This is a genomic window from Sphingomonas sp. UV9 (assembly GCF_004101245.1).
In the GTDB taxonomy this organism is placed as follows: domain Bacteria; phylum Pseudomonadota; class Alphaproteobacteria; order Sphingomonadales; family Sphingomonadaceae; genus Sphingomonas.
The window spans coordinates 159019-173374 of the sequence record NZ_SCIN01000001.1 but is presented as its reverse complement, the minus strand read 5'-3'; the positions used below and the strand labels follow the sequence as shown (position 1 = coordinate 173374).

Genomic DNA, 14356 nt, shown 5'->3' with positions numbered 1-14356 from the left:
CTGGCGATGCAAGCGGCTGACAAGGACCAGATCTCGACATGAAAAAATTCGGTTTCCTCGGTGCGGTCGCGATCGTCGCGGTCGGTGATTTCGCCGCCATCGGTGCCGCACGCGCCCAACTTCCCGCCGAACTCCCGGGCGCGCAGCCGCCGCGGGTCCAGCCGGTCCAGATCGATCCAAGCCGCCCCGATTGGGAAAACCCCGCGGTGTTCGCGCGTGGCAAGATGCCCGCGCGCGCCACCGGTTTCCCGTTCGAGACGCGCGCTGCCGCCCTCTCCGGCGATCGCACGAAATCTACGCGGTTCCTGTCCCTGAACGGCGCCTGGCACTTCCAGTTCTCGCCCAGCTCCGACGCGGTGCCGACCGGGTTCGAGCGCCCCGACTACGACGTGTCCGGCTGGAAGACGATCAAGGTTCCGGCCGACTGGCAGACCGAAGGCTATGACCAGGCGCGCTACAACAACATCACCTACCCCTTCCCCGCCAATCGCCCGCTGATCCCCCACGCGACCAACCCGGTCGGTTCGTACCGCCGCGACGTGCAGATCGCGCCGGGCTGGCAGGGCCAGGACGTCATCCTTCATATCGGTGCCGCGGGCTCGGCCTATGAGGTCTGGGTGAACGGCCAGAATGTCGGCTATTCCGAAGACTCGAAGCTGCCGAGCGAGTTCGACGTCACCCGCTATCTGAAGCCGGGTCGCAACAGTATCGCGATCCAGATCCATCGCTGGTCCGATGGCAGCTACCTCGAGGATCAGGATTTCTGGCGCGTGTCGGGGATCGAGCGCGAGGTGTTCCTGATGGTCGCGCCGCGCACCCGCGTGCGCGATACGTTCGTCCATGCCGGGCTGTCCGACGATTACCGCGACGGCGTGCTCGGTCTCGATCTCGCGGTGACGCCGGGTCTCGCCAGCACGGCGCGCTACGTGCTGATGGACGGCGACCGCCAGGTTCTGGCGGGCCGCGTTGCCGTGCCCGCCGGCAAGGACGAACGCACCGTCACGCTGGCCGGTCGTGTTCCCGCCGTGAAGCCGTGGACGGCCGAGACGCCCAATCTCTACCGCCTGGTCGTGGAATTGACCGACGCCAAGGGCCGGATCGTCCAGTCGACCGCGCAGTCGATCGGCTTTCGCACCGTGGCGATCAAGAACGGGCTGGTCAGCGTCAACGGCAAGCCGATCACGATCCGCGGCGTCAACCGCCACGAGCATGATCCCGAGACGTTCCATGTCGTCAGCCATGAATCGATGGAGCACGACATCCGGTTGATGAAGGGCGCCAACATCAACGCGCTCCGCACCTCGCACTATCCGAACGACCCGTACATCTACGAGCTCGCCGATCGCTACGGACTCTACGTGATGGACGAGGCGGATATCGAGAGCCACGCCTATATGGAGCAGGGCAACCGGCAACCAGAATCCCGCGCCAAGTTTCAGGTCGGCTTCGATCCGGCGTGGAAGGACGCGCATGTCAGCCGCGTCGTCAACATGGTCGAGCGCGACAAGAACCACCCGTCGATCATCTTCTGGTCGCTCGGCAACGAGGCGGGCATCGGCCCCAATTTCGAGGCCGCCGCGGCCGCCGCGAAGGCACGCGATCCGAACCGCCTGATCAGCTATCTCGGCTGGGGCACCTTCGACGGCGTCACCGACCATCGCCCCAATTACTATGCCGATATCTATGCGCCGATGTACGATCCGGTGGTGAAGATGGAGGATTACGCAACCAACTGGAATTTCAAGCAGCCGATGATCCAGTGCGAATACGGGCACATGATGGGCAATTCCGGTGGCGACCTGAAGGAATATTGGGACACGATCTACGCACACCCGAACAAGCTGCAGGGCGGATTCGTGTGGGATTGGGTCGACCAGTCGATGTATCGCTATACCAAGGACGGTAAGCGCTATTGGGGCGACGGCAGCGAATATGGCCCCAATCCGGGCGGCGACATCGAGTTCGGCGATGGCCTGCTTCAGGCCGACCGCACGCCCAATCCCGCCTTCTACGAACTGCGCAAGGTCTACGCGCCGGTCCAGTTCGACGGCTTCGACCCCGCCACCGGCAAGGTGACGGTGCGCAACCGGCACGACTTCCGCGACCTGTCCGGCTTCGACATGGACTGGACCGTGGAGGAGAACGGCATCGCGGTCGCATCGGGCAAGCTGCCCGGCCTGAAGACGCCTGCGCGTTCCGCCGAGACGATCACGTTGCCGCTCGCGGCGGTGACGCGGCGGCCGGGCGCCGAGTATTTCGTCACCGTCACGGTCCACGCCAAGGACGGCGCGGTGCCGCTGGTGCCGGGCGGGACCGTCATCGGCTTCGAGCAGTTCGCGCTGTCCGCTTCGTCGGAGGCGGCGCCAGTCGCGGCATCGGGTACCAATGCGGTGGCGGTCCGCCAGGGCAACGGCAGCCTGACCTTGGCCGCGAGTGGCGCATCGCTCGAGATCGATCGCAAGACCGGGCTGCTGGTCCGCTACGACAAGGATGGCCGTATGCTCGCCAGCGGTGGGCAACCGCATTTCTGGCGCGCCCTGACCGACAACGACATCGGTATCGGCACCGACAAGCAACTCGCGATGTGGAAGACGATGAGCGACACGCGTACCGTGCGCTCGGTCACCGCCGATCGCGGCGCCAACGCGATCGTGACGACGTACGATCTCGGCGATGGCGCGGCCAGTTTCGAGACGCGCTACACGATGGCGGCGGACGGGTCGGTCGGGGTCTCCGGCCGCTTCACGCCGATCAAGCAGGACCTTCCCGGTCCGTTCCGCGTCGGCATGGCCTTTGCGATGCCGACCGAGATGACGACGGTCGAATGGTATGGCCGCGGCCCGCACGAGAGCTATGTCGACCGCAAGACGTCGGCACCGATCGGCCTGTGGCGTGGCGCGATCGCTGCGCAGAACCATGACTACATCCGACCGCAGGAGACCGGCAACAAGGTCGACGTGCGCTGGATGGAACTGTCGGGCGCGGCAGGCGGCGTACGCGTCGAGGGCGATCGACCGCTGATGATGAACGCGCTGGCGTTCCCCTACGCGGACCTAGACCGCAAGACGCCGGGCACGTGGAAATCGACCGACGTGGTCCCGCACGGACAGGTCACGCTGCTGGTCGACGCGGCGCAGTGGGGCGTCGGAGGCGATACGCAGTGGAGCGAATTCGGCAAACCGCTCGCCGCCTACCGCGTTCCGCTTGCGCCCACTGCCGTGACGTTCCGCCTGACACCGTTCGCGGGACAGGGCACCAGCCCGAACCTCGCAAAGCCGGCGACGGCGTTAACGGGGGAATGATGCGCGCGCCGACCCGGTAGCGTGCGGCGGATATCGGGTTCTGACGCTCGTGCTGCGACGGCATTCCGATGCCGGATGCAGCCGAGCGTCCAGACCCCGACAGGCTCGACCCTAGCCTCGAAAAGATCGGTCGGCTCGGCGGAACGTCTTAGAACGAGACCATGATCGAGCCGTAGCCGTAATCGACGTCCCTAGGGTCGGGTGCGTTCGGCGCGGCGCGAAAGAAGCGCCCCTTGAACAGCCGCGCATAGCCGCGGTCGAGCCGAACGCCGCTTTTGCTGGACCGGTCGACGGCGCTCGCCAGCCGGAGCAGCCGATAGTCGCTCATCGGCGACAGCCGCTTGGTTGACGGGCGCTGGTCGATCTGCGCGCCTACCGGTTCACCGTCTTGCCGGCGTCGCGCGGGCCTCCGCAGTCAGCACGAGTTCGGCCGCAAGCAGCGCGCCCTCCTGATCCTGCGCCACCGACGTGTGTTCGACGATATCGGTCACGAACTGCGGCCCGAACGGCAGCGGCACCTTCGAGCAATCGAGATAGCGCGTCCCCTTCTTGTCGGCGATCAGCAGATGATTGCCACCCGGACGCCCGGCGATATCCACATATTTGCGCAGCTCGATATAGCCCTCGGTACCGAGGATGAAGAGGCGACCGTCGCCCCAGGTCGGCAGGCCGTCGGGCGTGAACCAGTCGACGCGGACATAGCCGGAGCCGCCATCGCCGCTCAGCATCATGTCGCCGAAATCCTCGAACTTGGGATGCGCGGGATTGCCGAAATTGCCGGTCTGCGAAGCCAGCACCTGCGCGCGCTTGGTGCCCGTCAGATAGACGAACTGGTCGGCCTGGTGGCTGCCGACATCGGTCAGGATGCCGCCGTTCTGCGCCGGGTCCCAGAACCAGTCGGGACGGCTCGCGGCGGACAGGCGGTGCGGCGCGAGGTTCACGGTCTGGATCACGCGACCGATCGCGCCGTCATGGACGAGCTGCCCCGCCATCACCGCGGCCGGCACCTCGAGGCGTTCGGAATACATGATCCCGTATTTGCGCCCGGTTTCCTTGATCGCGCGGCGCACGTCGGCAAGCTGCTTCAGCGTCGTCACCGCCGCCTTGTCGCTGAGATAATCCTTGCCCGCACGCATCACCCGGATGCCCAGCGGCGCGCGCAGGCTCGGGATCGCCGCGCTGCACACCAGCTTGATCGTGCGGTCGTCGAGAATCTCCTGTTCGGACCGCGCCAGCTTCACGTCGCCGTAGCGCTTCCGGAACATCGCGATCTGTTTCGGATCGGTCGCGTAGAAGGTGGTGAGCACCCCGCCGCCGCGGATGATCGCATCCGTGATGCCGTAGATGTGGTTGTGGTCCATCCCGATCACGGCAAACGGCACGCGGTATTTCGCGTCCGGCGCAGGTCGGGCGACCGCGCCTTCGGTCGGTGCATCGCCCCGCGTGGCGGACTGCGCGAAGGCGTCGGCGGCAAACCCGGCGGCGAGGCCGGCGGTCAGGCCGAGCCCGAGGATTGCGCGTCGGTTGGTATCGGTCACAGCTAATTCCCCTTGTCAGATCGCGACCAGATTCGTCGGCCAGGTCATCGCTTCGCCGCGGTCCATCGCCTGTTCGCCGAGCAGCGATGCGACGCTCGCCTGATAGGCCTGGCGCAACAGCCCGGGCAGCGGCTTGCCTGCGCGCACCGCCTCGGCAAAGCCCTCGAACTGCAGCATCGTCTCGTCATATTCGCCCCAGCCGAGCGACTCGCCGGGCGTCGTCACGGGCAATTCGGGGAACCAGGTGGCGCCGCCGATCGGCACGGTGCGCTTGTGCCCACGCGCGACGTCCTTCTGCATCCGCTGCAGCGCCAGCACCTTGGCCGGCACCTCCTGATAGATGCGGCCGAGTTCGGGCTCGATCGTGCCCTTGCTACCCTGGATCTGCTCCTCGCAGCCATAACGCGCGTTGTTCAGCAGCGAGGTGTAGATGAACTTTCGCCCACCGGTATATTCGTAGATCAGCGCGACATGGTCGTAGACCTCGCGGCCGTCCTTCCAGAAGCAGATGCTGCCCGAGCCGATCACTCGCGTCGGCGGCGCGTCGAAGAACCAGTTGCCGACCTGAAGCTGGTGCGTCGCCAGTTCGGTCATCAAGCCTGCCGAGCTGTCGCGGTACAGGCGCCAGTTGATCTGGCGATCGGTGGCATCGGCCGGCACCTTCCTGCGCCACGCGTTGTTGCGATGCCAGCTTGCACGGATCTGGGTCAGCAAGCCGATCTCGCCGGCCTTGGCGCGCTTCAGGGCGTTCAGATAGGTTGGGTGGAACATCCGCTGGTGGCCGATCTGGAGCACCCTGTTCGCCGCCTTCGAGCGCGTCACCATCGCACCGCAATCGGCGATCGTCCGCGCCATCGCCTTTTCGCACCATACGTGCAGCCCGGCATCGAACGCATCGAAGCTGTGCCGCGCGTGCATGTCGAGCGGGGTCGCGATCACCACCGCATCGATCCCGCCCGCGTCGAGCATCGCGCGGTGATCGTTGAAACTGCGCGTCGTCGGGCCGATCCACTGCCGCGCCTTCGCCAGGTTCGGCGCATAGGTATCGCAGATCGACACGACGGTGCAGTTGCGCGTCTTGGCGATGTTCTGGATCAGCGTACGGCCGCGATCCCCGGTGCCGATCACGCCGATCCGGACCGGGTTCGTCTTCACCGGATCGGCACCTGCCGCCGACGCTGCGGACACCGCCCAGGGTGCCGCCGCCGCCATCCCCGCGCCCGCGGTCGCCATCATCACGCGATCGATGAACGATCGCCGCGTGAGGTCGAAATCCTTGTCGGTCATGCCGCTTGCATCCTCGTTACGTCGACGGTCGGCGCCGCCTCTTTGGAAAGATCATACAGGAAACGCCGGCCCGGCCCACCGTCCAGCAGCCGTCGCGCCTGATCGGTATCCGCGACCAACAGCGCCGTGCTCAGCGCCTCGGCGCGACCACCGTTGCGATCGACGGCCACCGCACAGCGCGCTGCGGTGACGATCGCACCGTCGCTCGGCCGGATCATCGCCGCCCGCTCGGGCGCCTGCGTCCCCGCACCCACCGTCGTCGAGATCGACAGCGCCTCATCAATCAGTTCGAGCTCGACCAGCACCGTGTCCGCCCGCACCGGATGCGGGATCGCGAACGGCCAGCCGCCGCCGAGCGGATGCTCGCCGATCACCGCCAGCGAGCTCTCTCCCGCCGACAGACACGCGGAGACGACGCCTGCTTCACGCAACGCCGCGCTCGCCCGGTCGAGCGCGAACCCCTTGCCGAACCCGCCGAAATCCAGGGCGAGCGGTCGCGTCGCGGAGATCCGTGCCGTCCGCGGGTCGAACACCACGTTGCCCCACCCCGCCCCGCCGAACCGGTGGTCGGCGGCAGGATCGAACACCCCGCCGGTCAGCCCATGCGCGTCCTGCACCGCGACCAGCGCCGCGATCAGCAGCGGATCGTCGACCGCGACGCCCCGCCCCGCGAGAAGATCGTCGTTGACCGCGGTCGTCGGCGAGGGTCGATGGATCGTCAACGCATCGTCGGCCGCCTCGATCGCGCGCCGTGCCGCGACCAGCGCATCCGCAGACCCCGCGCCGAACACGTGCAGCTCGATCCGTGTCCCCATCGCGACGAAGCGCTCGACCTGCGCGGCGATGCTCACGTCAGGCCTTGACCTCCCAGCCGGGTTCGTACGCGACCGACCACAATTTCATCGCCTCGGCGCTGCTCGGCTTGCCGGTCGTCGGGTCGACGGTCAGCACGCTGTCGGTGCGGTACGCCATGTTGCCCAGATGGCAGAGCGTCGTGCTGATATGCCCCTCGGCGATCGGCGAATTGAGCGTGGCCGCGCGGCCGCGGATCACGTCGACGAAGTTGCCCGCATGATAGACGTCGAGGATGCCTTCCCCCACCGTGCCGGTCGTCTCCGAGCTCGCCTTGGCCATCACCTGCCGGACCGACTTGCCCGCCAGGTCGTAGAGTTCGAACCCGTTGCGATCGACCACCGCGGATCCCTTGGTACCCAGCAGCAGGACACCGCGCCCCCGCCCATAGGTCAGCATCGCATTGCAGCTCTGCCCGTTCCAGCGGATCACGCGGTCATTGTCGTAGTTCAGATCCAGCGCGAGCGAATCATACATCTCCCAGTCGTCGCCGGCATGGAAGCGCTTGGCACCCTGCGCGGAGACGGTCTTCGGATAGGTCACCCCCATCAGCCACCGCGCGACGTCGAGTTCGTGCATCGCGTTGTTGCAGATCTCGCCGGTCCCATATTGCCAGAACCAGTGCCAGTTATAGGGGACAAGGTTCGACCGGTACGGCGCGCGCGGCCGTGGCCCCTGCCACATCGCCCAGTCGAGATTGGCCGGCGGCTGCGTCACCTGCCCCTTGCCGATCGTCTTGCGGTTGTTCGCATACCAGGTCTGCGCCTCGTAGACGTCGCCCAGCTCGCCGGCCTGGACGAGCGCGAGCAGCTGCCGCGTCTCGGGGCTCGATCGCTGCTGGTTGCCGACCTGCAGGACGCGCTTGGTGCTTTTCTGCACGGCGATCATCGCCTCGCCCTCGGCGGGCGCGATGCCGATCGGCTTTTCGCAATAGACGTGATGGCCCGATTTCATCCCGTCGACCGCGAGCTTGGCATGCCAGTGGTCCGGGGTCGCGATCGTGACGATGTCCACCGCCTTGTAGTCGAACACGCGGCGGTAATCGCCTTCGGTCTTGGGCGCGGGATTGCCGCGCGCCGCGAATTCGCCCGCACGCTTGGCCAGCACCGCCGAGTCCACGTCGCAGAAATGCGTGATCTCGACGTTCGGCACCTTCGTGAACGCGCCCATATGCGCCTGGCCGCGTCCGTTCACCCCGATCACGGCGACGCTCAGTCGGTCGTTCGCCCCCTTGATCCGCGCATAGCTGCGCGCACTCATCGCCACGCCGAGCCCGAGCCCTACCGTGGCGCCCGCGCCCTTGATCATCGTCCGACGGTCCATCGATCCATCCCCCTTCAGAGTTCGCGCAACTTGATCGACCGGAATTCCACCCGGTCGCCGTGATCCTGCAGCAGGATCGGTCCCTGCTTGCCCTCGCCGAAACCGGGCACACCGGCATATTTGCTCTGCGCCACCAGCGCGCGGAAGGCCGGCGATCCACGGTCGTATTCGACCATCTTGAAGCCGTTCAGCCAATGCTCGACATGCGCGCCCCGCACGACGATCACCGCGCGGTTCCAGGAGCCCGGCGGATTGATCCGTTTGCCCGGGCTGTCGGGATCCGACAGGTTCTTCGCCGCGATCAGGTCGTAGAGCGACCCGAGCGTCCGGTTGCCGTCGCGCCCCATCTTGGCATCGGGATGCCGCTCGTCGTCGAGCAACTGATATTCCAGACCGATCGACTCGCCCTTTTTGAGCAGGCCCGCATCGACGAAATACTTGATCCCGCTATTGGCGCCGGGCGTCAGTTTGAAATCGATCGACAGTTCGAAATCGCGGTAGTCGCGGGTCGTCGCGATATCGCCCCCGCCGCCGCCCCCGCCGCCCTCGACGCGCAACGCGCCGTCGGCCATCGACCAGCCCGATGCCGGAAACTTCTGGCCTTTGACGCTACGCCAGCCGGCACCGGTCTTCCCGTCCCACAGCAATTTCCAACCCGCGCGCTGCTCGCCCTCGGACAGGCGGTTGGTCAGCCATCCCTGCTCGGGAAGCCCCGTTGCGGGCATTGCGAACCGCGCCGGCGCCTCGGTGATCATGCGGACCTTGCGGAACCGCACTTCGGGATGCCGTGCAGCCTCCGCATCGGGAATGGCGTGGACCTGGAAGGCGATGAAACCGCGTGCGTCGACGTCGTCGACCACATCGGCGGCAGGCACGCCGTTGATCCACGTTCGCAGGCGGTTGCCGATCGCCTCGACACGATAGTGGTTCCAGTCACCCGAGCGGAAGGTCTGGCGTGCCGCCTCGTTACGACCCAGCGTATAGAGCCACTGCCGCCGCTGCTCGTCGTACAGCCCGGCACTCCAGCGGCGCGACGACGGATCGATCTCGGCCTGATATCCGTGCACCACGCCGTCGCGGTAATCCGATCGGCTCTGGCCGCGGATCATCATGCCGGAATTGAGCGCCGGATCGGTCTTCGCGTCGAACTCGATGATGAAGTCGCCATATTGCGCCTCGGACACGAGCCAGCTGTTGGTCTTGCCCGGCTCGGCGCGCCCGATCAGCTCGCCATTCTCGAACGCATAGCTTGCCTTGCCGCCGGTCGCCCGCCAGCCGGCGAGCCCTTCGCGCGGGGTCACGTCGCGCCACGGCGCCTTTGCCTGGTTGGTGCCTGCCTGGTTGGTGGCGGATTGCTGCGCCGATGCTGCAGGACCCGGGGGTGCAGCATACACCGATGTCTGCGTCATCAATGGCGCCGCCGCCAAGGTCAGAATTGCGAGCGCTCGAGCCATCCGCCTCCCCTTTTCTCTTTTCTGCGAGCGCGGGTTGGGCGACCCTCTCCGGACGAATCCGGTTGTCTCACATCGTTCACCGCCGACATGTACACTGTCGTACGGCCTCTCCTGAACCGACCCTAAATTGTGGTCGGGCCACATGCAACAGGATTGTAAGGCATTATTATCAGGCAACCCGGTGCTTTTCGGCTCGACAGGACTTGACGCTGCGCCACGCAGGGCGATGTAGGGAGCAGCGCCGACGTTCGGACGGTCGCGCATCGAACGAGGAACGCAATGCAAGGCGCTGAAGGCGGCGGTAAACTCTACCGCAAGATCGTACAGGCGATCATCACAGACATCGCGAACGGCGTATACCAGGTTGGCGCCCGTCTGCCCGCCGAACGCGACCTGACCGAGCGGTTCAAGGTCAGCCGGCCGACGATCCGCGAGGCGATGATCGCGCTCGAGATGAAGGGCATGGTCGAGGCCCGCAAGGGATCGGGCGTGTTCGTGCTGGCATCCTCGTCGAACGACTCGGAACAGGAACTCGACATCGGCGCGTTCGAGATCACCGAGGCGCGCCGTCTCCTCGAAGGCGAGGTCGCCGCCGTCGCCGCAACCGAGATAAACGAGCAGCAGTTGCTGGAATTGCGCGGCATATTGGCGGAGATGGATCAGGACGACACGGTGGCGGCCGAAGACGCCGATCGCCGATTCCACATCGCGATCGCGGAGGCGACGGGTAACGCCGTGATCATCTCGGCCGTCACCGATTTCTGGGACATGCGGTTCCGCTCGCCGCTCGCGCGCAAAGTGCTGGCGAAGGCCGGAAGCCTCGGTACCGAGAACCGCATGATCGAACATGGTCGGATTCTCAGTGCGCTGGAGGCCCGCTCGCCGGTCGACGCGCGCAACGCGATGCGCGATCATCTTGCGCGCGTGATCGACCACCTGCTCGACGTTACCGAGACCGAAGCCGTCGAGCGCGCGCGCGCGGCGACCGACCAGCGCCGACGCGCCCTGGCCCGCCGCTCGGTCTGACCGGACAGGGACTCACCTGCCCCGACTGCTACCAAGCCCCCACAACCAAATTCGAGCCTCTCCTGACTCCATCAGCGCTGATGCTGCAAGTTGGTCGTCAAACAATCTGCCTGACCAAATGATTCAGCATTGTCATATTAAAATCGCGATGATACCTGACGAATTACGCCGACCTTAGAAAACTAAGGCGGCAAAATGTCGGACAGCGTCAATTCGGCGCGCCCGGCCTATCGGGAGAGGGTCTTTGAGCCGTAAGAGCTTCGATAAGCGGAAACTGCTTATCTCGACGAGCATCGTCAGCCTATTCATCGCCGCGCCTGTCATGGCCCAGCAGACTGCGGGCAGCCAGATGCCGCAGCCGGCGGACAGTCAGACGAGCCCACCTGATCCCGCCGCCCCCTCTAATCCCGCCGATCCGTCGCAGGCTGCGGACACAGAGAATGCCGATATTGTCGTGACCGGGTTTCGCGCCGCGCTGAACAATGCCCTGAACCAGAAACGCAACGAAACCGCCGCGATCGACAGCATCGTCGCGGAGGACATCGGCAAGTTCCCCGACTCCAACCTCGCCGAGTCGATGCAGCGCATCCCCGGCGTCGCGCTGTCGCGCGGTGATGGCGGCGAGGGCCGCAACATCTCGGTCCGCGGCCTCGGCTCGCAATTCACGCGGGTACGCATCAACGGCATGGAAGGCGTGTCGCAGGTCAGCGGCAGCGACATCCGCGGCGGCGTCGCGACCGGCCGCTCGTTCGATTTCGTGACCTTCCCGACCGAGATCTTCTCGGCCTTGTCGGTGCGCAAGACGCTGTCGGCGGATGTCGAGGAAGGGTCGCTCGGCGCGACCGTCGATCTTCGCGCGCCCAAGCCGTTCGACCAGAAAAAGGATTTCGTCCTCACCGGCACCGCGCGCGGTATCTACAACGATATCAGCAAGAAGGTCGATCCGCGCCTGTCCGCGCTCGTTTCCAAGAAGTTCGGCGATACGTTCGGCATTCTCGGCAGCGTCGCCTATTCGAAGCGGCGTATCGATGAATATGCCTATTCGGCGGTCGATGTCGTGCCAACCACGGTCTATGGCCAGGCGCAGCCCGCCGGCACCCCGAACGCCGGCGTGATCTTCCCGTTCTGCACGCCCGTAGGCTACACCTATCGCGGTGCGGCGACGAACAGCCCCCTCGCCGGCTACACCCAGCCCAACGGCTCGGCGATCGGCGCTGACGCCAACAATTGCAGCACCGGCAATCCCCGCACCGGCAACGCCGCCGCCTATGATTACATCATGAGCCGGACCGGGGTGAACGGTCGTCCGGGCGGCGGCGTCTACCTGCCGCGCCTGCCACGCCCAGTGAAGAGCAGCCAGGATCAGGAGCGGCTCGCCGGCACCTTGACGCTGCAATGGAAGCCCAGCGACAATACCGATATATCGCTCGATGGCCTGTATTCGCGGTTCAAGGTCGACCGGCTCGACACGTATTTCGATGCACGGTCGTTCGGACGCGCGATCTCCAACAATGGCCAGCCCCTGACGTCGGTCCGCGAGATCGAGGTCGATGACAACGGGTCGCTGGTTCACGGTCTATTCGACGGCGTCGACTTGCGCTCGGAGATGCAGCAGGAAAAATTCACCTCGACCTATCGGCAGGTCAATCTGAACTTCGACCACCGCTTCTCGGACACCGTCCGGGTCTATGGCCTGGCCGGGATCAACCAGTCGCGGCTCGACGTGGATCGCCTGCAAGTCGCGATCGATGCGAACGACACGCGCGATTTCTCGATCGATTTCCGCGACAATCCCGACATTCCCAAGATCGGCTACGGGATCGACGCGACCAATCCTGCGCTGTTCCAATACGGCCCCCCGCTCGCGAACGGCGACCAGCGCGGACAGCTGTCGAATTTCATCCGCCGCAACACGATCACCAGCAAGACGTTCGAACTCAACGGCGAATGGGAGGCCGCACCCGACTTCACGATTCAGGTCGGCGGCCAGTATCGCACGAACAAATATACCGCGCGTGAGCGTCAGCTTGCCACCAACACGCCGCTCGAACTGCCGGCGGGCGTCACGCTCGCAAGCTTGACCACCGTGACCAAGGGCGTGGGCAGCAATCTGGACGGCCTGTTGCAGGATTTCGTCTCGATCGATCCGGAGAAGTTCCGCGATGCGGTCGGCCTCGACAGCTATGTCTATTGCAGCCTCGAATGCGCAAAGGGCACGTTTGGCGGCGTCTACGAGAAATACGGCTCGGGCTACGCCATGGTGAAGTTCAACACCGCCAATTCCCTGCCCTTCGCGCTGCGCGGTGATGCCGGCGTCCGCTACGTCCATACCAGCCTCGACACCTATGGCCCAATCACCTCGGCGGCACCTGCCGGGTCGCTCTACCCGTCGCGTTTCGTGATATCGGAGGTCGGCCGCAGCTATGACGACTGGCTGCCGTCGGCGAACCTCGCGCTGGACATCACGCCGGAACTGATCGCGCGCGCTTCGGTCGCCCGTGTCATGTCACGGCCGGCGTACGGCCAGTTGATCCCCGCAGGCTCCGCGAACCTCGTCATCCAGACCGCATCCTTCAGCAACCCGTTCCTCGAGCCGATCCGTGCCAACACGTTCGATGCGGCGCTCGAATGGTATTTCGCCAAGGGTTCGCTGATTTCGGTCGCGTATTTCTACAAGAACATCGAAAGCTACATCCAGACGACGAGCCAGGCTGTCGCCTTCCAGGACATCGGCCTGCCGCTGACTCTGCTCAACGGTACGCAGCTGCGCCCGACCGACGTGTTCACGGTTCAGCGCAGCAACAACACCCAAGGCGGGCCGCTGCGCGGGTTCGAGGTGAACGTCCAGTTGCCCTTCACCTTCCTGCCGGGCGTGTTGAAGAATTTCGGCGCCCTCGGCAACTTCACGCGGGTCCGTTCGAACATCGATTACGTCATATCGCCGACGCTTTCGCGCACCGCGCCGCTGGTCGGCCTGTCGCCGGAAACGGCGAGCGGGACGCTGTATTACGAGGACGACAAGTTCAGCATCCGCTCGACGGTGAACTACCGCTCGGCGTTCCTGACGGCGGTTCCAAGCGGCTCGGTCGATGCGGATTCGACCTCGAACGCCAGTTCGATCTTCGTCGACGCCTCCGCCTCGTACAACCTCAACGAACATATCAAGCTGATCGCCGAGGTCTCCAACATCACGAACGAGACCAACCGCCTGACCGTAGACACGACACGCCAAGACCCCCTTTACACCTCCTATTTCGGCCGCACCTACGCTTTGGCGGTCAATTTCCAGTTCTGAATACTCAAGTTTCCCCGATCGACATCGGCGCTCCCCATTGCCGACGTCGTCAAACTAGGGGTGCGCCGCACGATATCGCGGCGCACCCGATTTTCTATCCCCGCGCGTATCAGCGGCGATCTTCGCGGGCTGTACTGGTCGCCGACTCAGCGCGGTTTCCCGATCACCCAGCCAACGGAAACGTCCTATAAATTGGCCTGACCGCTTTATCATATCTGGCCTAATAGATTTGGGATTGCTAAACAGGCATGCACTGCAGCTGACCGTAAGGTTCGCGCA

9 protein-coding genes are annotated in these 14356 nt (G+C 65.2%); 3 read left to right on the top strand and 6 right to left on the bottom strand.

Going from position 1 to position 14356, the window contains the following annotated elements; translation table 11 throughout:
- Positions 1–38 precede the first annotated feature (38 nt).
- Positions 39–3302 carry a glycoside hydrolase family 2 TIM barrel-domain containing protein gene (locus EQZ23_RS00700; protein WP_128452580.1) on the top strand — a complete coding sequence of 1088 codons (3264 nt, stop codon included), beginning with the start codon at positions 39–41 and terminating at the stop codon, positions 3300–3302.
- Between the two features lie 148 nt (positions 3303–3450).
- Here EQZ23_RS00700 and EQZ23_RS00695 read toward each other — a convergent pair whose 3' ends face one another.
- From EQZ23_RS00695 to EQZ23_RS00670, 6 genes are read right to left on the bottom strand one after another with little or no spacing between them, the layout of a single operon-like run.
- Positions 3451–3630 carry a hypothetical protein gene (locus EQZ23_RS00695; protein WP_128452579.1) on the bottom strand — a complete coding sequence of 60 codons (180 nt, stop codon included), beginning with the start codon at positions 3628–3630 and terminating at the stop codon, positions 3451–3453.
- A 52-nt stretch (positions 3631–3682) separates the two neighbouring features.
- Positions 3683–4840 (bottom strand): Gfo/Idh/MocA family oxidoreductase, encoded by a 1158-nt coding sequence (locus EQZ23_RS00690; protein WP_128452578.1) that lies wholly within the window; start codon positions 4838–4840, stop codon positions 3683–3685.
- A 15-nt stretch (positions 4841–4855) separates the two neighbouring features.
- A complete protein-coding gene (locus tag EQZ23_RS00685) occupies positions 4856–6127 on the bottom strand; it encodes a Gfo/Idh/MocA family oxidoreductase (RefSeq protein WP_128452577.1) in 1272 nt (423 codons plus the stop codon).
- Positions 6124–6978: an FAD:protein FMN transferase gene (locus EQZ23_RS00680; protein ID WP_240663089.1), complete on the bottom strand. Its 855-nt coding sequence runs from the start codon at positions 6976–6978 to the stop codon at positions 6124–6126. The genes EQZ23_RS00685 and EQZ23_RS00680 overlap by 4 nt, the downstream gene beginning before the upstream one ends.
- 1 nt (position 6979) lies before the next feature.
- Positions 6980–8302, bottom strand: a complete 1323-nt coding sequence (locus EQZ23_RS00675) for a Gfo/Idh/MocA family oxidoreductase (protein ID WP_128452576.1) — start codon at positions 8300–8302, stop codon at positions 6980–6982.
- Between the two features lie 14 nt (positions 8303–8316).
- Complete coding sequence (locus EQZ23_RS00670) at positions 8317–9756, bottom strand: DUF1080 domain-containing protein (RefSeq protein ID WP_240663088.1); 1440 nt, start codon at positions 9754–9756, stop codon at positions 8317–8319.
- Between the two features lie 279 nt (positions 9757–10035).
- Between EQZ23_RS00670 and EQZ23_RS00665 the strand changes: the two genes are divergently transcribed.
- The gene (locus EQZ23_RS00665) at positions 10036–10782 is read left to right on the top strand and encodes a FadR/GntR family transcriptional regulator (protein ID WP_128452575.1); all 747 of its coding nucleotides are present in this window, start codon (positions 10036–10038) and stop codon (positions 10780–10782) included.
- A gap of 244 nt (positions 10783–11026) precedes the next feature.
- Positions 11027–14077 (top strand): TonB-dependent receptor, encoded by a 3051-nt coding sequence (locus EQZ23_RS00660; protein WP_128452574.1) that lies wholly within the window; start codon positions 11027–11029, stop codon positions 14075–14077.
- Positions 14078–14356 lie beyond the last annotated feature (279 nt).